The organism is Kitasatospora sp. NPDC001119 (assembly GCF_053598475.1).
On sequence record NZ_JBSFKI010000010.1, the window covers coordinates 31,260 to 48,884 of the forward strand.

Here is a 17,625-nt window from a genome sequence, read left to right on the forward strand (position 1 = left end):
ATCAGCCGATCAGGTGGGACACGCCGCCGTCGCCCTGGCTCTGGGTGCCCTGGCCGACGGTGCAGTACTGCCGACCGCCGTTGTTGGCGATCGGGACCTCGACCGGGACTGCCACACCGAGCACGCCGACGGCGATGTTGTGGATCTCCGGCAGGCAGATGTTCGGGTTGTCCAGGAAGTGGAAGTTCGGGCTGTTGTTCCCGACCGTGCCCGTGAAGTTGGTGCCGCCGTTGCCCTCGATCGAGGCGGCGGCGCCGTCCGCGTCACCGATGGCCGAGGCCGGGCCGGCGGCACCGGCCAGCGCGGCGACGGCCAGGCCGGCGGCGGCGAAGGACTTCTGGATCATGGGAGATCCCTCTCTGAAATGCTCTTTGGATTCCTTGCGTACGGCGCTGAGAACGCTCAGACCCGGTCGGCAGTCACTGACGTTCAGATCAAAGAATGACGGCACGGAAGGTTACGGGGATTCTGGAAAAGAGTCCCGGAGGCGCGACGGTCAACGGAATCCGGTCGGATTATTAAGCCGAACCGGTTAACGGCCGCAATCCGAGCTCCCGGTCACTCGTTGAGCAGAACGCTTTCCGGCTGCGCCCCCGCAGCCGCTCCCAGTGATCCCCAGTACGGACAGCAGAACGGTGAAAAGCATGAAGTTCTCCAAGCGGGCCGGCGTGATGCTGCTGGCGGTCGGTGCCGGTGTGCTCGCCTCCCAGGGGGCGGCCTCTGCCGCCGCCCCGATCGGCCCCGACCAGGTGGGTGCCCTGGAGGACTCGCTGGCCACCCAGCAGGTCCCCGCGGACATCCCGCTCGCCCCACTGGGCAGCCGCCTCACGGCCGGCATCCCGACCTCGCTGCTCATGCCGCCGGCGCCCGGCCGGACCACCAGCTCCGACGGGGCGCTGCTCCCGGAGCAGATCGTCCCCCAGCTGACCACCGGCAAGGTTGGTCCGAGCGCCAAGGCCGAGCTGCCGCTCCCGCTGGTCGACCAGGGCGCCGACCTCGGCAAGGTGCTGCTGGACGCCCCGGCCGCGCCGCTGCACGCCAAGACCCCCGGGCTCACCCTCGGGCAGCCGCTCTCGCTCGCCCGGGACGGCGCCGGCCAGCTCGCCGACGGCCGGCTGAAGGTGGACGAGATCGACCCGCGGCTGGTCTCCGGCGCGGTGCAGGTGATCCCCGGGGCCAAGGCCAGCCTCGGCGGCGACGACAGCCGGCTCTCGCTCACCGACACGGCGGGCGCCCTGGCCGGGACCACCACCACGACCGCCACCACCGTGGTGGGGCAGACCGGCCTGACCGACCTGACCCAGCTCTGACCCGGCTCTGACCCCGGGATCCCATCCGGTACGAGAGCCCGGCACCCCGGCCGCGCGGCGGGATGCCGGGCTCTCGCGCGCCCGGTGGGGCGCTCAGCCCGGCAGGACGCCGGTCAGCCCGCCGACCAGCGGGAGGTCCTTGACGCCGCCGCCGGCGCTCAGCGGGCCGGTGAGCGTCCCGGTGCCGATCGCGGGCAGGCCCTGGTCCGGCTGGAGGGCCGCGCCGTTGTTGAGGAAGTCGGCCGAGGAGTTCGCCCACGGGTCCAGCCGCAGGCTCTTGATCGGCGCGACGCCGTAGCCGAGGCCGGTGGTCGTCCCGCCCAGCGCCTGGCCCAGGTCGGTCTTGGTCAGCTTGGCCGGGCCGGCCGGGGCCTCACCCGGGGCGGTGGCGGCCTGCGCCGAACCGGCGCCGAGCAGCACCGCGGCACCCACGGCGGCGGCCAGGCCGGCCGCGCTCTTCTTCGAAACCATCGTGATCACCCTTCGGTGGATCGGAGGTACCGGACGGTTGTCCGGAGACGCCGAACTGCCCCCCGGCCGACTGGTCGGGGGGCAGGACGGCCGGTACGCGTGCCGATCGGGATCAGCAGTCGTCCGCGGGCTGCGGGACGGCCTCGACGTTGGCGCAGGCGTTGCCGAAGGCCGGGTTCAGCAGGCCGACGACGTTGATGCTGTTGCCGCACAGGTTGATCGGCACGTGCACCGGGATCTGGATCTGGTTGCCCGAGACGACACCGGGGGAGTTGGCGGCCACGCCCTCGGCGCCGGCGCTGGCGGCGGCGGAGCCCGCCGCGCCCAGCACCAGGCCGGCGGCGGCGGCGGAGAGGACGGCGGCCTTCTTCATGTTCTGCATGGGGGGTTGATCTCCTCGATCACACACGGGTGGAGCGTGCCGCGCCCCGGCGCTGCGGGGCGCGGCACGGGCTCGGGTGAATCAGCTGTCGCCGACGTGGCGACCGCGGGTTCAGCCGACGTTGGCGCACTGGTTGCCGAAGGCCGGGTTCAGCAGGCCGATGATGTCGATGCTGTTGCCGCACAGGTTGATCGGGATGTGGATCGGGATCTGGATCTGGTTGCCGGAGAGCACACCGGGGGAACCGGCGGCGACGCCCTCGGCACCGGAGCTGGCGACCGCACCGCCGGCGGCGCCGAGCACCAGGCCGCTGGCGGCCAGCGACAGGACGGCGGCCTTCTTGAAGTTGCGCATGTCATTCCTCCGATTTCTGCCCGACGGAAGGGAAATGTCGGGAGTCGGGCGAGCACGAATACTCACCCGAAGGCTGTAGGGATTTCCGTGATTGTCACTCGGGCGGCGCACACCGGCGTGTTCCGCCCATGGCTCGGGCGTGGCCGCGGCCGCCGTGTCGCGGTGCCCCGCGAAGCGATTCCCGCACGGCCGGGAAAGGCTTCGGACAAAGGCGCGACGGTTGGAATTCCGGTCAGGCGTTCCGGCACGGATTGCCGGACGCCGGGTAGGGGAGGCCCGCCGCGCCGACCGAGCCGCCGGTGGCCGCGATGCCGAGGACGGCGTGGGCGTGCTTGCGCATGGGCGGTACTCGATTCGTGCGTAGGGGCCGGTGGAGACCGGGTTCCATCAGGGAGAACGAGGCACCGCGGGCGGGGAAACGGTCGGACCCTCCGATCACCCGAATGCCCGGTCCGCGGCGCCGTTGCGCCGGATGGGTGACAGTGCGGGGAGCGTCGCAACCGGTCCGGTGGGGTCTCGTTCTAGATGTCGCACTCCCCGTGCATATCTGTCGAACAGTCAGGAGGCTCGTATGAGCATCAAGAAGACCGCCGCTGTCGGCGCGGCCGTGGTGGGCATCGTTGCCACCGGCGCCGGTACCGCGATGGCCAGCTCCGGCGCCCAGGGCGTTGCCGCCGGTTCCCCCGGTGTCATCTCGGGCAACCAGATCCAGGTCCCGGTGCACGTTCCGGTCAACGTCTGCGGCAACACCATCGACATCATCGGCCTGCTGAACCCGGCCTTCGGCAACAAGTGCGCCAACGTGGGCTGAGCCCGCACCCGGTTCGGCCGGTGCGAGCCGCCGTTCCGCGCTTCCCTCCTGGGGCGTGGGGCGGCGGCTCTTCGTCGTGCCGGGGCGGCGACGCCCCGTCAGTTCCCGGTGGTGTCACAAGCCTTGTTGCGTTACTTGTCAGTACCTAGAATGCGAGACCTGCTCACCTTTCCTGCTCCTCTCTTGCTCCGCGCCGCTCGGCGCCCCGCCCGGGCGGCCCCCCACCCCCGCAAGGAGACGCGTGTGACCAGGTCCCCACGGTCGGCGGCGCGGCGGACACGCACCGGGTCCTCCCGGTGCGCCGCACTGCTCGCCACCGGAACCCTCCTCGCCACCCTCGGCCTGGCCGGCGCCCCCGCCGCCCTGGCCGACCCCGCCCCGGCCGCGCCCGCGGCCACCCGGCCGGCCGCGGTCGTCGCCCTCGGCGACAGCGCCATCTCCGGGGAGGGCGCCGGCACCGACACCAACGACGGCTACTTCCCGGAGACGGACAGCCCCACCAACTACTGCCACCGCCACCCCAAGTCGGAGATCTTCGTCACCGACATCCCCGGGGTCACCCCGATCGACCTCGCCTGTTCCGGAGCCCAGACCGGCGACCTGGTCAGCGACCCGGAGCTGGCGAAGGTCACCGGCCCCGGCAGCGGCGACTTCGGCGAGCCCAAGCAGGACGTCAAGCTGGCCGACACGGCGGCGAAGTACGACGTCAAGATGGTCGTCGTCACGATCGGCGCCAACGACGACTTCGACTTCAGCGGCATCATGATGCACTGCCTCGCGCAGTACTTCCCGATCCCCAAGGACCAGGGCTGCCGGGACACCATCGGCAGCGACGAGATCCGCCGGCGCGCCAAGGGCGTCCAGCCCAAGGTGGTCGCGGCGCTCCAGAACATCCGTCAGACCATGCGCCGGGCCGGCTACGCCGACTCCTCGTACCAGCTGGTCTACCAGTCGTACTTCAACCCGATCACCCCGGACATCCGGCGCAACGACTACCTCGGCAAGGTCGCCGACGGCTGCCCGGCCTTCCCCGAGGACCTCGCCTGGGGCCACAACTGGGTGGTGCCGACGCTCAGCGACGCGCTGCGCGGCGCGGCCGAGCAGGTGCCCGGCGTCCGGTACCTCGACCAGCGGCGGGTCGCCTTCGGCCACGAGGTCTGCGCGGAGTGGACGAGCTCCCCGTACGAGTACACCAACGGGGACGTCATCAACCTCTCCGAGTGGGTGCGCAACGGCTGCGACTCGCAGATCGGCATCCCCGGGCTGTGCATGAACATGGTCCGCCAGTCGTACCACCTGCGGGTGGCCGGCTACCGCGGCGAGGGCGTCTGCCTCGGCCAGTTCTACGCCCGGCCGGAGCTGGCGCAGGCGTACTGCACCCTCAACCAGCAGAACACCACCTCGATCCAGCCGCTCACGCCCGGACAGCCGTTCGGCGACGTCCCCGAGGACGGCGCCTGGTACCAGCTGACCAACGCGGCCAGCGGCAACGCGCTCGACCTCACCGGCGGCGGCAGCTACGGCGACTCGACCAACGGCCGGGCCGCGATCACCTATCCGGCCACCGGCGGGCTCAACCAGTCCTTCGTCCTGGAGGCCAAGGCCGGCGGCAGCTACGAGCTCGACTTCAGCGGCAACCGGAACATGTGCCTGGACGCCAACGCCGCCTCCACCGCCCCCGGCACCCGGATCCAGCAGTGGGGCTGCACCGGCGGCGGCAACCAGCACTGGGTGTTCAAGCCGGCCGGCAACGGCCGCTACAAGATCGCCGACTCCCAGGACCAGGGCAAGGTCCTGGCCGCCGGCGCCACCCTCGACGCCAAGGGCAACCCGTACGTCGAACTCGCCGCCGACACCGGCGCCGCCGACCAGCTCTGGCAGCTCACCAAGCTCGGCATCGTCTACGTCCACGGCTGATCCGCCCCGCACGTCCTGAGGCCCCGGCCGCCGCCGCCCCCACCCGGGCGGCGGCGGCCGCGTGCACGACCGGGCCGGTGTGGTGCTCGGCACGGGTGGCGTGGTGCTGCGCGCCGGTCCGGAGGGCGCCAGGGGCCGTCGGTTCGGGGTCGTGCCGTAGGCTCACGGGAAAATCGTTGCGCCGGAGCCGCGCGGACCACGAGCGGGGCGGGGAGTACCCAGACCAGATGAGCACGGCATCGAGCACCGAGTCGTCCAGCACCCAGCCCGGAGCGCCCGGGGCGGCGCCCGCGGAGGCCCCCGAGGAACGGACGGGCCCGGCGTCCGGACGGTTCGGGGCACTGGTGGACCGCTTCGCGCCCGCGCTGGGCGCGTACGCGGTGGTCAAGGCCATCGGCCTGACCGTCTTCCTGCTGCTGCTCTCGCACACCGGCGACTACCTGAAGAAGCAGCCGGGCCGCGGCGGCGGCGCCCACGCCTGGGACGTGCTGGGCACCTGGGACGGCATCTGGTACCAGCGGATCGCCGAGAACGGGTACAACCCGCAGCTGATCCCGCTGCACGGCTTCCCGCTGGCCACCTACTACGAGAACTCGGCCGCCTTCTTCCCGCTCTACCCCTGGCTGATGCGGCTGGTCGGCGCCGTCACCGGGCTCGGCCCGTACGGCTCCGGGATCGTCGTCTCGGTGATCGCCTCGCTGGTCGCCGCGGCCGGGATCTTCGCGGTCGCCGAGCGGCTGGGCGGCTTCCGGGCGGGCGTGATCGCCGCGGTGCTCTGGGGCCTGTTCCCGGGCTCCGGCGTGGAGTGGGCGGTCTACTCGGACTCGCTGTTCGTCGCGCTGTCCGCCTGGGCCTGCTACTGCGTGATGACCCGCCGCTGGGTGGCGGCCGGCCTGCTGGCGCTGGTGGCGGGCCTCAACCGGCCGACCGCCGCCGCGCTGATCGCCGCCGTCTCGATCGCCGCGCTGGTCGCGCTGGTCCGCCGCACCGACGGGGTGGCCCGCCCGCTGACCGCGATGCTGATCACCCCGTGGGGCCTGATCGGCTACGTCGCCTGGGTCGGCTGGAAGATGGGCGACTGGGGCGGCTACTTCAAGCTCCAGCAGGGCGCCTGGAACCGCTACTTCGACGGCGGCGCCTCCACCCTGCGCACGATCATGGACGTGATCACCGGCCACTGGGACTTCTGGCAGTCCAACCCCGTCCCGGACCTGATCGCGATCGCCCTGCTGATCGCCCTGCCCGGCTTGCTGGTGCTGCTCTGGCGCACCCGGCCGCCGCTGGTGCTGTGGGTCTACACCGCGCTCACCATCATCACCGCGCTGAGCAGCAACCAGATCTTCGGCAACATCTCGCGCTACCTGCTGCCCGCCTTCCCGCTCTGCATCGGCCTGGCGGTGGCGCTGCGCAAGCTGCGGACCTCCTCGCTGGCCGGGCTGCTGGCCATGCCGGTCCTCGCGGCGGGCTGGTACGCGGGCTATGCGCTGTTCGAGTTGGGCATCCCGTAGACCCGGCGTTGGTTGGCAACGGGATCATCCGGCAGCAGACGGGCCGTTGCTAACCTCGGACGTATGACGACGACCCCGCCGCCCGTGCGCCAGATCCGCGACATCTCCGGGCTGATGGACCACGCGAGCCACGTGCTGGCCACCCGGATGGCGGCCGCCTTCACCGAGCTCGGGATCACCCCGCGCGCCTACTGCGTGCTGTTCCACGCGCGGGCGGGCGAGCGCACCCAGATCCAGCTGGCCGAGCTGGCGGACCTGGACAAGACGACCATGGTGGTCACCGTCGACGAGCTGGAGAAGGCGGGCCTGGCCGAGCGCCGCCCGTCCGCGACCGACCGGCGGGCCCGGATCGTCTCGGTCACCGAGGCGGGCGAGCGGGCCGTGGTGCGGGGCAGCGCGATCGCCGACCGGGTGCACCGCGAGCTGCTGGAGTCGCTGCCGCAGCCCGAGCGCGAGGTGTTCCTCTCGGCCTTGACCCACCTGGTGGACGGCCACCTCGCGGAGCCCGTCGAGGTCGAACGCACCGTCCGCCGCGCCCGCCGCTCCCGGGGATAGTCGTCGGCCGCCCGCCCCGGACCGCTTCCGCGGGCTCGCCGCCACCGTCCCGTGGTCGACCGGGTGCGAGAACTGACCGTCCGTCAACTCGCTTGAATGCGACCGGTGTTCGAAGGGTCAGCCTGGATCCGGCCCGCGTTCGAACGGCGGACCGGACCCCGGGGTGCTACGGCCAGACCAGGCAGTACAGCTGGTGCCCGGCCTCGTGCAGCCGGTTGGCGAAGTCCTGCCACTCGTGCAGCATGCTGTAGATCACGAACGCGTCCCGCGGCCCGCGCCGGTCCGGCACGGTGGACCAGATGAAGGCGGCGGCGCCGAGCTCGGTCTCGTCGGCCTTGCGCAGCGGCTCGACGACGTTGTGGGGGAGCTGGACGACGGCGTAGTCGGGGTGCAGCACCACCAGTTCCAGCGGCGGCACCTGGTGCAGCGGGACGCCCTGGATGCCGGTGAGCACCATGGCGCTCATCGTCTCCGGTTTGATCTTGGTGGAGAGGTGGCCGGTGGGGGAGCCGCTGGTCTCCATCAGGTCGCCGAGGCGGCCCAGTGCGCCGAGCTCGCCGGCCTCCAGGCCGAGCCCGCCCGGCCCGAGGGCGGTGGGGACTCTGGCGGCCGTCGCGCGGTCCGGGGCTCCGAAGTACTTGTAGGTCACCCCCACGCGTCCCTCACCCCGCCTCTCACCGCCGCGACGACCACGACCCGTACCCGCTCCCGTACCCCCGCGTGCGGTCTCGGCGGGCCTGCGGGAGCCCCCCGCGGCCTCGTCGTAACCGTCCTGCGCCTCGGACACTCGGACCATCCTCACCGGAATTCGCCGGAATCGACAGACCCCCGCACGTCCGGCGCCCACCGGACGTGCTCCTTACCCGTCATGCGCCGCCGTACCCATTCGCGGTACGCGGCAGTCCTCTCCACACCCCTGCACACAGACCGGAGGTCCTGTGCACTCTGTGTACACAGTCTGACTGGTCCCCGGTCCGGTGAAGTCAGCGGCCCCTGCTGTACGGACAACCGTACAGACAACGGTGCCCGGATCATCGTTCCAGATGATCGGGTCGGACATGCAGAGCGTGAGGACACGATTTGAGACCATGTCTTTTGTGAGCTACCCCTACGAAGCCCCCCAGTCCCAGTCGCTGTTCGACCGCGCCTCCGTGGTGACGCCCGGCGGCGTCAACTCCCCGGTGCGCGCCTTCCGCGCGGTCGGCGGCACGCCGCGCTTCATGGTGTCCGGCACCGGTCCCTACCTCACCGACGCCGACGGCCGCGAGTACGTCGACCTGGTGTGCTCGTGGGGTCCGATGATCCTCGGCCACGCGCACCCCGCGGTGATCGACGCCGTCCAGCGGGCCGTCTCCCGCGGCACCTCCTTCGGCACCCCCGGCGAGGGCGAGGTCGAGCTGGCCGAGGAGATCGTCGCCCGGGTCGCCCCGGTCGAGCAGGTCCGCCTGGTCTCCTCCGGCACCGAGGCCACCATGTCCGCGATCCGGCTGGCCCGCGGCTTCACCGGCCGCGCGAAGGTGGTGAAGTTCGCCGGCTGCTACCACGGTCACGTGGACGCGCTGCTGGCCGCCGCCGGTTCCGGCGTGGCCACCTTCGGCCTGCCGGACACCCCGGGCGTCACCGGCGCCCAGGCCGGCGACACCATCGTGCTGCCGTACAACGACCTGGCCGCCGTCGAGCAGGCGTTCGCCGCCCACCCGGGCGAGATCGCCTGCGTGATCACCGAGGCCTCGCCCGGCAACATGGGCGTCGTCCCGCCGCTGCCCGGCTTCAACGGCGGCCTGGCCCGGCTCTGCCGGGAGAACGGCGCGCTGTTCATCTCCGACGAGGTGATGACCGGCTTCCGCGTCTCCAAGGCCGGCTGGTACGGCCTGGAGGCGGCGCACGAGGGCTGGGCGCCGGACCTGCTGACCTTCGGCAAGGTCATGGGCGGCGGCTTCCCGGCCGCGGCCTTCGGCGGCCGCGCCGACGTGATGGCGCACCTGGCCCCGGCCGGCCCGGTCTACCAGGCGGGCACCCTGTCCGGGAACCCGGTCGCCACCGCGGCGGGCCTGGCCCAGCTGCGCGGCTGCACCGACGAGGCGTACGCGACGGTGGACAAGGTCGCCGCCGAGGTCTCCGGCCTGGTCGCCGACGCGCTCGCCAAGGAGGGCGTCGCGCACCGGCTGCAGACCGCCGGGAACATGTTCTCGGTGTTCTTCACCGAGGCCCCGGTCACCAACTATGACGAGGCCAGGACCCAGGAGGCGTACCGTTTCACCGCCTTCTTCCACGCGATGCTGGCCGAGGGCGTCTACCTGCCGCCGTCCGCCTTCGAGTCCTGGTTCGTCTCGGCGGCCCACGACGAGCGGGCGATCGAGCGGATCGCCGCCGCCCTGCCGGCCGCCGCGCGCGCCGCTGCCGCCGCCACGGCCTGACCGCCGCGGCCCGTACCCCGATTCCCAGGAGTAGTCGAGAAGTGAGCGCCAAAGAGATCACCGTCGTCCACGTGATGCGGCACGGCGAGGTGCACAACCCGGAGGGCGTCCTGTACGGGCGCCTGCCGGACTACCACCTGTCCGAGCTGGGCCGGAAGATGGCCGAGCGGGTCGCCGAGGACCTGGCCGACCGGGACGTCACCCACGTGGTGGCCTCCCCGCTGGAGCGGGCCCAGGAGACCGCCGCGCCGATCGCCGAGGCGCACGGCCTGGACATCGCGGTGGACACGCGGCTGATCGAGGCGGAGAACGTCTTCGAGGGCAAGACCTTCGGGGTCGGCGACGGTTCGCTGCGGAACCCGGGCTACTGGAAGTACCTCACCAACCCGTTCAAGCCGTCCTGGGGCGAGCCGTACCTCGACCAGGCGGTGCGGATGATGGGCGCGATCGGCGCGGCCCGGGACGCCGCGCGCGGGCACGAGGCGGTCTGCGTCAGCCACCAGCTGCCGATCTGGATCCTCCGCTCCTTCGCCGAGCGCCGCCGGCTCTGGCACGACCCGCGCAACCGGCAGTGCTCGCTGGCCTCGCTGACCAGCTTCACCTTCGAGGGCGACCGGATCGTCTCGGTCGGCTACCGCGAGCCGGCCCGCGACCTGCTGCCCGCGCACCTGGTGGGCAAGGGCCGCAAGGGCGACAAGCCGGTGGGCAAGAGCTTCGGCGCCTAGCCTCCCGTAAGCGGCGTGTAAGTATGACTTCGGGTCACCCGGCGACTGCCGGGTGACCCGATTTCGTCGCAGGTCAGAAGGGGTGCGACGCGCAAGGGAGGACCCCGGCGAACCGGCCCGGAACTCCATGCGAAACTTTTCACATGTCTGCCATGACGCGCCCCCGTCCCCGTGTCGCCGCAGCAGCCGCCGCCACCGTCGCCGCCGCTGCGCTCGCCCTCACCGGCTGTTCCTCCTCGGGCTCGTCGGGCGGCGGCGAGGGCCAGGTCGGCTTCGTCACGGTCAAGGGCACCAACCTGTCGAAGGCGGACGCCGGGAAGCGCGGGGACGCGCCGGACATCTCCGGGGACACCCTGGAGGGCACCCCGGCCAAGCTCTCCGACTACCGGGGCAAGGTCGTCGTGCTGAACGTCTGGGGCTCCTGGTGCGGCCCGTGCCGGGCCGAGGCCAAGAGCCTCCAGAACGTCTCGGAGAAGTACAAGGACCAGGGCGTCCAGTTCCTCGGCATCAACACCCGGGACACCGAGAAGCAGAACGCCGTCCGCTTCGAGCAGGAGCAGGGCGTCACCTACCCGAGCCTCTTCGACCCGGCCGGCACCCAGCTGCTCAAGTTCCCCAAGGGCAGCCTCAACCCGCAGTCCATCCCGACCACCCTGATCGTCGACCGGGACGGCAAGCTGGCCGCCCGCGCCGTCGGCGGCACCACCGAGGACGCGCTGGAGTCGATCCTCCAGCCGGTGGTCGCGGAGCAGAAGCAGTGAGCCTGCCGCAACAACTCGCCGACAACACCGGGACCCTCCAGAGCGGAGCGCTGCTGGTCGCCGCGCCGATCGCGCTGGCGGCCGGACTGGTGTCGTTCTTCTCGCCCTGCGTGCTGCCGCTCGTTCCCGGCTACCTGTCGTACGTGACCGGCTTCTCCGCCGCCGACCTCGCGGACGCGCGCGGCGCGCGGCGCGGCCGGATGCTGCTCGGGGCGACGCTGTTCATCCTCGGCTTCACCGCCGTGTTCGTCTCGGGCGGGGCGCTGTTCGGGCAGTTCGGCGACACCCTCCAGGAGCACAAGCGGGTCATCTCGATCGTGCTCGGGGCGGTGACGATCGTGATGGGCCTCGCCTTCATGGGCCTCGTCCCCGGTCTGAGCATGCGCGAGGTGCGCTCCCACCGCCGGCCGTCGGTCGGCCTGCTCGGCGCGCCGCTGCTGGGCGTGGTCTTCGGCGTCGGCTGGACCCCCTGCATCGGCCCGACCCTGGCGACCGTCCAGAACCTCGCCCTGAACCAGGCCGACGCCGCGCGCGGCGCCCTGCTGATGACCTTCTACTGCCTGGGCCTCGGCGTACCGTTCATCGTGGCCGCGCTGGCCTTCCGCCGGGCGCTGGGCGCCTTCGGCTGGGTCAAGCGGCACTACCCGCTCGTCATGAGGATCGGCGGCGGCATGCTCGTCGCGGTCGGTCTGCTGCTCGTCACCGGGATCTGGGACTCGATGCTGAGCCAGCTGCAGTCCTGGACCGCCGACTTCCAGATCGGAATCTGACCGTGAGCAACACCACGACCGAGACCGAGCAGCCCCCGGCGCCGGACGACGTCGCCGCCGAGCGGCTCAGCACCGCGCCGGTCGAGTCCGACGGACCGACCGGCATAGGGGCGTTCGGCTGGGCGCGCTGGATGTGGCGCCAGCTGACCTCGATGCGGGTCGCCCTGATCCTGCTCTTCCTGCTGTCGCTGGCCGCCATCCCCGGCTCGCTGATCCCGCAGTACCAGAACGGCCAGGGCCAGCTGAAGGTCGAGGCCTGGAAGGCGCAGCACGCCACGGTCGCGCCGATCTACGAGAAGCTCCAGCTGTTCGACGTCTACAGCTCGGTCTGGTTCTCCGCGATCTACATCCTGCTGTTCGTGTCGCTGGCCGGCTGCATCGTCCCGCGCACCTGGCAGTTCGTCGGCGTGCTGCGCTCCCAGCCGCCGGCCGCGCCGCGCAACCTGACCCGGATGCCGGTCCACGCGGCCTGGCGCACCGAGGCGGACGCCGACGCGGTGAACGCCGCCGCGCACCGGCTGCTGCGCAAGCGCGGCTTCCGCGCCCACCTGTCCGGCGGCGCGGTGGCGGCCGAGAAGGGCTACCTGCGCGAGGTCGGCAACCTGCTGTTCCACCTGTCGCTGTTCGCGCTGCTCGGCGGCTTCGCCTGGGCCAGCCTGGCCTCGGGCACCGGCGGCAAGCTGATGGTCCAGGGCGAGGGCTACTCCAACACCATCACCCAGCTCGACGACTTCAACGGCACCCGGTTCTACGGCAACCAGGACCTCGACCCCTTCTACCTGAAGCTGGACAGCTTCACCTCGAAGTTCCAGACCAAGGGCGACCAGATCGGCGCCGCCCGGCAGTTCACCGCGAACGTCGAGTACTACGAGGGCAGCGACCAGTCGAAGCTGAAGAAGTCGACGATCGAGGTCAACCACCCGCTGGAGATCGGCGGCAGCAAGGTCTACCTGATCGGCCACGGCTACGCCCCGTTCGTCAGCGTCAAGAACGGCAAGGGCGAGGTCGTCTACCGCGGCGCCGTCCCGTTCCTGCCGCAGGACGGCAACCTGACCTCCACCGGTGTCGTGAAGGTCTCCGACTACGGCGTGGGCCCCGACGGCAACAAGACCCAGATGGGCTTCTCCGGCTTCTTCCTGCCGACCGCCCCGCTGAGCTTCGAGGGCACCGGCCCGGTCTCGCTGTTCCCCGGTGACGCCGAGCCCGAACTCGTGCTGAACGCCTTCGCCGGCGACCTCGGCACCGACTCCGGCCTGCCGCAGAACGTCTACCAGCTCAACACCCGCAAGCTCACCCAGCTCACCCAGGACGGCCAGCCGGCCAGGGCCCGGCTCAAGCCCGGCGAGGCCTGGGACCTGCCCGACGGCTACGGCTCGGTGACCTTCGAGGGCTACAAGCAGTGGGCCAGCTTCAACATCTCGCACCGTCCGGGCAACGCGATCGCCCTGAGCGGCGGCGTGCTCGCGATCCTCGGCCTGATCGGCTCGCTGTTCATCCAGCGCCGCCGGATCTGGGTGCGGGCGGTCGCCCTGCCGGGCGGCGGCACCCAGGTGGAGCTGGCCGGCCTGGCCCGCAGCGAGTCGGCGAAGATCGCCGAGGAGCTGGCGGAGCTCGCGGTCGACCTCCAGGACGACGCTCCCGCCTCCGAGGACGAGGAGGACGACGCCCCGGCCTCCGCGGGCGAGGACGCCGACACCGAAACGGACGTACCCGAGGAGACCGGGACCCCCACAGTCCCGGCGGCCTCCCCGGAACCCGCAGTCCCTGCCGACCAGAACTCCAAGGAGTAGACGGTGCATCTCGCCTCGGCGGTCGACCCACAGCTGGCCGACCTCTCCAACAAGCTGATCTATTCGGCGATGGTGGTCTACACCCTCGCCATGTTCGCCCACATGATCGAGTGGACCTTCGGCAGCAAGGGCGCCGTCGCCGTCCGCTCGACCGAACAGGCGGGCAGCCTGGGCGAGACCGTCGCCGCGGCGGACAAGAAGGCCGCGAAGAAGGTCACCGTCACGGTGGCCGGGGCCGGCGGCGGCACCACGACGCTCACCCGCACCGCGATCGCGGGCGAGGGCGCGACGGTGGTCACCACCGGGCGCGGCGCCGAGGAGGAGGACGGCCCGGGCGCGGCCGGCACCAGCGTGCGGGCCGACCTGGCCGGCCGGATCGCCGTCTCGCTCACCGTGCTGGCGCTGGCGCTGCACGGCGGCGGCATCATCACCCGCGGCCTGTCGGTCTCCCGCTGGCCGTGGGGCAACATGTACGAGTTCTCCTGCGCCTTCGCCTTCGCGATGACGGCCGCGTACCTGGTGCTGCTGGCCGCGAAGAAGAAGGTCCGCTGGCTCGGCCTGCCGGTCGTCCTCGCGGTGCTGCTGACCCTCGGCATCGCCACCACGGTGCTGTACACCGACTCCGAGCAGCTCGTCCCGGCGCTGCACTCGCCGTGGCTGGCGATCCACGTCTCCACCGCGATCTTCTGCGGCGGCGCCTTCTACGCGGCGTTCATCGCCACGCTGCTGTACCTCGGCAAGGAGTCCTTCGAGAAGCGGACGGCGGCCGGCCTCACCACCGGCCCGCTGGGCACCTCGGCCTCGATCTGGCGCCGGCTGCCCGCCGCGTCCACCTTCGACAAGCTGTCCTACCGGATCAACGCCCTGGTCTTCCCGCTGTGGACGTTCACCATCATCGCGGGCGCGATCTGGGCCGAGGCGGCCTGGGGCAAGTACTGGGAGTGGGACCCGAAGGAGACCTGGTCGTTCATCACCTGGGTCGCCTACGCCTGCTACCTGCACGCCCGTGCGACGGCCGGCTGGAAGGGCCGCAAGGCCGCCTACCTGGCGCTGGCGGCGTTCGCCTGCTGGCTCTTCAACTACTACGGGGTGAACATCTTCGTCACCGGAAAGCACTCCTACGCGGGGATCTGACCGGGGCACACGATCACCCACCGGCCCGGCTCTCTCCCACAGGTAGCCGGGCCGATGTGTGAAACGGGGTAGTGCGCGCCGGCCGCCGGCCGGTGCGAGAGGGAACTGAGGAGGAAATCGCGCAATGGAGTGCGACGAGGTCATGCTGACCGTCCGAATCACCGCCGCCGAGCGCACGCTGCTCCGCAGGCTCGCCCAGGGACACCGGAGCGACGTGTCGGAGGTGGTGTCCGACGCGCTGCTGGACATCATCCCGACGCTCAGCGCGCCGGGGGACGCCTACCGGTTGCTGGGGGCGCTGGCCGTGCCCGCGCCGTGCGCCCTGACGGTGTGGCTGCCGACCCCGCTGGCCGATCTGCTGGTGCCGGGCGCGGCCCGGATCGCGCAGATCACCGACGTCCGGGTCGAGTCGGCCAGCGCGGCCCTGGGTGCCGCGCTGCGGCTCTGGCTGTCCCAGGACCCGGTCCGGCTGGCGACCAACCTCAGCGTGATGCACGCGGGCCGGCCGGCCGCCCTGGTGGCCGCCTGACGGGCCCGGGGCGTCCCTAACTCGCCAGCGGCAGCCGGGCGCCCCCGAGGCCCGGCAGGGGAGGGCCGGGTACGGCGGGGCCCGGGGCGGTGGGGCGGCCGTCGTAGGCGTCCCGCCGGACCGGCACCCCCGGGCCCTCGGCCGGTCCGTCCACCGGCACGGTGAGCAGCAGGCACTCGGCCGCCGTCCGGCCGTCCTGGAGCAGCTCGACCCGTACCGCGAGCCGCCCGTCCGCCGCGGCCGGCCCCTCGGCCGGCCCGGGGGCCGGTTCGGGGGCGGCCCGGACGAAGCAGGGCCGGTCCAGCTCGATGTAGTGGTCGAAGGAGGTCACCAGCTCGACCGGGACCACCGGCTCGGGGTGGCGCAGCCGCTGGGCGGCCTGCCGGGCGGCCTCCAGCACCAGCATCCCGGGCACGTGGTCCAGCTCGTGGTCGAACAGCACCGGGTGGGTGGCGTCGGCGCGCAGCAGCCAGGTGTCCGGCGCCAGGGTCGGGCTGAGCACCACGTCCGCGGGCTGTGCGCGGCCGACCAGCTCGGGCGCGGCGGGTGCCGGCGGGCGCGGCGGGAGGGTGCGCCGCGCGGGGCCGCGCAGCCGGGCGTACGAGGCGGGGGAGACCACCCGCAGCCGTCCGCTGCCGCGGCCGATCGGCCGGCCGTCCCGGGTGACGTCGACGCAGACCCGGAGCGAGGCGAGCTCGCCGTGCCGCATCCGGACGTCCTCGCAGCCGACGGCCAGCATCAGCGAGGCGGGGCCGGCGGTGACGGCGAGGCCCGGCAGGCCGGTCCCGTCGAGCGCGTAGGAGAGGTCCTCCATCATGAAGTGGTGGCCGCGCGGAACCCCGAACCCGGCGTGGCCGATCAGCAGCCCGGTCTGCCGGATCGTTTCGGCCAGCAGCACCGGGTCGTGGTAGCGGTCCCCGGGCAGCCGGTAGAAGCCGTGCAGCCGGGGCCACTGGGCGCCGAGCAGGAAGTCGTACGGGCCGGTGGCCTGCCAGCCGGTGAGGAACACCTCGGACACCGAGGCGCGGTGCACCAGGTGCCGGGAGACGGTCCGGTCGTGGAAGTCGTAGCCGGTGGCGGGGCCGTGGTGGAAGTCGTAGCCGGTGGCGGGGCCGTCGTGGAACCCGAAGCCGCCGGCGCTGCCCGGGCCGGGGTGGGCGTACGGATCGTGCGGGTCCGGCTCTACGATCGATGGCATGACGGGCCCCCGCTTCAGGGTGTCGGTCGGAGCGGCCGCCACGGCCGTCCGAGCAAAACATACATACCACCCGGTTTGTGTTCGGCGGCTGGGGTGCCCAGGTCGAACGCTCCGGCCCGGCCACGCTACCTGCCCCCTGGGCTGCGGGAATGCCCGTTCGGGAGGCCTCGGACCATCGGTGGGGGGCCGTCCCCGCTGGACGGCGGGGGCGAAGCAAGCGCTAGATTAGATACCAACCATGCGGTTTCGGAGGGTGCCGTCCGCATGCGAGCGCCGCCCCCGCAGGGGCCGCGCCGACAGCAGCCGGGTGGGGCGGGGATCGCGCCCGGCCGAGTCCGGAGGGGGCCAGTGGTCAAGCAGGAGCGGGCTGGGCGGACCCGGCGGGCCGTACTGCTCGCCGCCGCGGAGACCTTCGCGCGGGTGGGCTTCGAGGCCGCCAGCCTGGTCGACATCAGCCGCCGGGCCGGGGTGAGCAAGGGGGCCCTCTACTTCCACTTCGTGTCCAAGCAGGCCCTCGCCGACGGGGTGCGCCGCGCCTCCGGGCGGGAGGTCGGCTCGGCCGCGCTGCGCGCGCTGCGGGCCGACGGCCCGGCCCTCCAGGGGCTGATCGACTTCTCGCACGAGCTGGCCCGGATGCTGCGCGAGGACGTGGTGGTGCGGGCCGGCGTCCGGCTCGGCCGCCAGGGCCCGCGCCGGGACGGCGCCCAGGAGGGGCCGGACGGCCCGCCCGTGGCCTCCGACGTCGCCTGGCGCAGCCTCACCGCCGTCGTCCACCGGCTGCTGGAGCGCGCCGCCGAGGCCGGCGAGCTGCGCCCCGGGGTGGACCGGCGGGCCGCCGCCGAACTGCTCACCGCGGTGGCGGCCGGCCAGGTGCTGCTCGCGGGCGAGGAGACCGGCCGGCCCGGTCCTGAGGCGGTGAGCCGGCTCTGGACGGCCGCGCTGCCGGCCCTGGTGACGGCGGAGCACCGGGCGGGCTACCGGGTCTGACCGGCC

General features: G+C 72.4%; 19 protein-coding genes. 13 read left to right on the forward strand and 6 right to left on the reverse strand.

Annotated features, from left to right (window positions below; all coding sequences use genetic code 11):
• Window position 1: 1 nt before the first annotated feature.
• Window positions 2-346 carry a hypothetical protein gene (locus ACWDD9_RS14525; RefSeq protein WP_049650481.1) on the reverse strand — a complete coding sequence of 115 codons (345 nt, stop codon included), beginning with the start codon at window positions 344-346 and terminating at the stop codon, window positions 2-4.
• A 298-nt stretch (window positions 347-644) separates the two neighbouring features.
• On the opposite strand from ACWDD9_RS14525, the gene ACWDD9_RS14530 reads away from it, so the two are divergent.
• Window positions 645-1,310 (forward strand): hypothetical protein, encoded by a 666-nt coding sequence (locus ACWDD9_RS14530; protein ID WP_049650482.1) that lies wholly within the window; start codon window positions 645-647, stop codon window positions 1,308-1,310.
• A gap of 93 nt (window positions 1,311-1,403) precedes the next feature.
• Here the strand turns inward: ACWDD9_RS14530 and ACWDD9_RS14535 are convergent, their stop codons facing one another.
• The 3 genes from ACWDD9_RS14535 to ACWDD9_RS14545 form a co-directional block, all read right to left on the reverse strand.
• Window positions 1,404-1,781, reverse strand: a complete 378-nt coding sequence (locus ACWDD9_RS14535; protein WP_147409124.1) for a hypothetical protein — start codon at window positions 1,779-1,781, stop codon at window positions 1,404-1,406.
• A gap of 112 nt (window positions 1,782-1,893) precedes the next feature.
• On the reverse strand, window positions 1,894-2,163 hold the full coding sequence (locus ACWDD9_RS14540) for a chaplin (RefSeq protein WP_117488309.1): 270 nt from the start codon (window positions 2,161-2,163) through the stop codon (window positions 1,894-1,896).
• 111 nt (window positions 2,164-2,274) lie between these two features.
• Window positions 2,275-2,517, reverse strand: coding sequence for a chaplin (locus ACWDD9_RS14545; RefSeq protein ID WP_049650485.1), 243 nt, complete (start codon window positions 2,515-2,517; stop codon window positions 2,275-2,277).
• Between the two features lie 571 nt (window positions 2,518-3,088).
• Between ACWDD9_RS14545 and ACWDD9_RS14550 the strand changes: the two genes are divergently transcribed.
• The 4 genes from ACWDD9_RS14550 (at window position 3,089) to ACWDD9_RS14565 (ending at window position 7,308) form a co-directional block, all read left to right on the forward strand.
• A complete protein-coding gene (locus tag ACWDD9_RS14550) occupies window positions 3,089-3,328 on the forward strand; it encodes a chaplin (protein WP_049650486.1) in 240 nt (79 codons plus the stop codon).
• A gap of 243 nt (window positions 3,329-3,571) precedes the next feature.
• A complete protein-coding gene (locus ACWDD9_RS14555) occupies window positions 3,572-5,245 on the forward strand; it encodes an RICIN domain-containing protein (RefSeq protein WP_234348284.1) in 1,674 nt (557 codons plus the stop codon).
• A gap of 227 nt (window positions 5,246-5,472) precedes the next feature.
• Window positions 5,473-6,753 (forward strand): glycosyltransferase family 39 protein, encoded by a 1,281-nt coding sequence (locus tag ACWDD9_RS14560; RefSeq protein ID WP_049650487.1) that lies wholly within the window; start codon window positions 5,473-5,475, stop codon window positions 6,751-6,753.
• 63 nt (window positions 6,754-6,816) lie between these two features.
• On the forward strand, window positions 6,817-7,308 hold the full coding sequence (locus ACWDD9_RS14565; protein ID WP_049650488.1) for a MarR family winged helix-turn-helix transcriptional regulator: 492 nt from the start codon (window positions 6,817-6,819) through the stop codon (window positions 7,306-7,308).
• Between the two features lie 166 nt (window positions 7,309-7,474).
• On the opposite strand, the gene ACWDD9_RS14570 is transcribed toward ACWDD9_RS14565, so the two are convergent.
• Complete coding sequence (locus ACWDD9_RS14570; protein ID WP_074004012.1) at window positions 7,475-7,957, reverse strand: hypothetical protein; 483 nt, start codon at window positions 7,955-7,957, stop codon at window positions 7,475-7,477.
• Window positions 7,958-8,396: 439 nt separating this feature from the next.
• On the opposite strand from ACWDD9_RS14570, the gene hemL reads away from it, so the two are divergent.
• The 7 genes from hemL to ACWDD9_RS14605 all read left to right on the forward strand — a co-directional run bounded on the left by hemL (window position 8,397) and on the right by ACWDD9_RS14605 (window position 15,434).
• Window positions 8,397-9,725: a glutamate-1-semialdehyde 2,1-aminomutase gene (hemL, locus tag ACWDD9_RS14575; RefSeq protein WP_063780097.1), complete on the forward strand. Its 1,329-nt coding sequence runs from the start codon at window positions 8,397-8,399 to the stop codon at window positions 9,723-9,725.
• Between the two features lie 74 nt (window positions 9,726-9,799).
• Window positions 9,800-10,450, forward strand: coding sequence for a histidine phosphatase family protein (locus ACWDD9_RS14580; RefSeq protein ID WP_449811812.1), 651 nt, complete (start codon window positions 9,800-9,802; stop codon window positions 10,448-10,450).
• 143 nt (window positions 10,451-10,593) lie between these two features.
• Complete coding sequence (locus ACWDD9_RS14585) at window positions 10,594-11,211, forward strand: TlpA family protein disulfide reductase (protein WP_049650491.1); 618 nt, start codon at window positions 10,594-10,596, stop codon at window positions 11,209-11,211.
• Complete coding sequence (locus tag ACWDD9_RS14590) at window positions 11,208-11,981, forward strand: cytochrome c biogenesis CcdA family protein (protein ID WP_234348286.1); 774 nt, start codon at window positions 11,208-11,210, stop codon at window positions 11,979-11,981. The genes ACWDD9_RS14585 and ACWDD9_RS14590 overlap by 4 nt, the downstream gene beginning before the upstream one ends.
• A 2-nt stretch (window positions 11,982-11,983) precedes the next feature.
• Window positions 11,984-13,771: a cytochrome c biogenesis protein ResB gene (gene resB / locus ACWDD9_RS14595; RefSeq protein ID WP_449811763.1), complete on the forward strand. Its 1,788-nt coding sequence runs from the start codon at window positions 11,984-11,986 to the stop codon at window positions 13,769-13,771.
• 3 nt (window positions 13,772-13,774) lie between these two features.
• The gene (gene ccsB, locus ACWDD9_RS14600; RefSeq protein ID WP_049650493.1) at window positions 13,775-14,905 is read left to right on the forward strand and encodes a c-type cytochrome biogenesis protein CcsB; all 1,131 of its coding nucleotides are present in this window, start codon (window positions 13,775-13,777) and stop codon (window positions 14,903-14,905) included.
• A gap of 142 nt (window positions 14,906-15,047) precedes the next feature.
• Window positions 15,048-15,434 carry a hypothetical protein gene (locus ACWDD9_RS14605; RefSeq protein ID WP_143204614.1) on the forward strand — a complete coding sequence of 129 codons (387 nt, stop codon included), beginning with the start codon at window positions 15,048-15,050 and terminating at the stop codon, window positions 15,432-15,434.
• Between the two features lie 16 nt (window positions 15,435-15,450).
• Here the strand turns inward: ACWDD9_RS14605 and ACWDD9_RS14610 are convergent, their stop codons facing one another.
• Window positions 15,451-16,632: a ScbA/BarX family gamma-butyrolactone biosynthesis protein gene (locus tag ACWDD9_RS14610; RefSeq protein WP_449811764.1), complete on the reverse strand. Its 1,182-nt coding sequence runs from the start codon at window positions 16,630-16,632 to the stop codon at window positions 15,451-15,453.
• 348 nt (window positions 16,633-16,980) lie between these two features.
• Here ACWDD9_RS14610 and ACWDD9_RS14615 point away from each other — a divergent pair, with 348 nt between their 5' ends.
• Entirely contained in the window at window positions 16,981-17,619 is a 639-nt protein-coding gene (locus ACWDD9_RS14615) for a ScbR family autoregulator-binding transcription factor (RefSeq protein ID WP_449811765.1), read from the forward strand.
• Window positions 17,620-17,625 lie beyond the last annotated feature (6 nt).

Coding starts and splice junctions, on each gene's coding strand:
- ACWDD9_RS14525 (WP_049650481.1), bottom strand. CDS start 346: ATGATCCAGAAGTCCTTCGCCGCCGCCGGCCTGGCCGTCGCCGCGCTG.
- ACWDD9_RS14530 (WP_049650482.1), top strand. CDS start 645: ATGAAGTTCTCCAAGCGGGCCGGCGTGATGCTGCTGGCGGTCGGTGCC.
- ACWDD9_RS14535 (WP_147409124.1), bottom strand. CDS start 1,781: ATGGTTTCGAAGAAGAGCGCGGCCGGCCTGGCCGCCGCCGTGGGTGCC.
- ACWDD9_RS14540 (WP_117488309.1), bottom strand. CDS start 2,163: ATGCAGAACATGAAGAAGGCCGCCGTCCTCTCCGCCGCCGCCGCCGGC.
- ACWDD9_RS14545 (WP_049650485.1), bottom strand. CDS start 2,517: ATGCGCAACTTCAAGAAGGCCGCCGTCCTGTCGCTGGCCGCCAGCGGC.
- ACWDD9_RS14550 (WP_049650486.1), top strand. CDS start 3,089: ATGAGCATCAAGAAGACCGCCGCTGTCGGCGCGGCCGTGGTGGGCATC.
- ACWDD9_RS14560 (WP_049650487.1), top strand. CDS start 5,473: ATGAGCACGGCATCGAGCACCGAGTCGTCCAGCACCCAGCCCGGAGCG.
- ACWDD9_RS14565 (WP_049650488.1), top strand. CDS start 6,817: ATGACGACGACCCCGCCGCCCGTGCGCCAGATCCGCGACATCTCCGGG.
- hemL (WP_063780097.1), top strand. CDS start 8,397: ATGTCTTTTGTGAGCTACCCCTACGAAGCCCCCCAGTCCCAGTCGCTG.
- ACWDD9_RS14580 (WP_449811812.1), top strand. CDS start 9,800: ATGCGGCACGGCGAGGTGCACAACCCGGAGGGCGTCCTGTACGGGCGC.
- ACWDD9_RS14585 (WP_049650491.1), top strand. CDS start 10,594: ATGTCTGCCATGACGCGCCCCCGTCCCCGTGTCGCCGCAGCAGCCGCC.
- ACWDD9_RS14605 (WP_143204614.1), top strand. CDS start 15,048: ATGCTGACCGTCCGAATCACCGCCGCCGAGCGCACGCTGCTCCGCAGG.
- ACWDD9_RS14610 (WP_449811764.1), bottom strand. CDS start 16,632: ATGCCATCGATCGTAGAGCCGGACCCGCACGATCCGTACGCCCACCCC.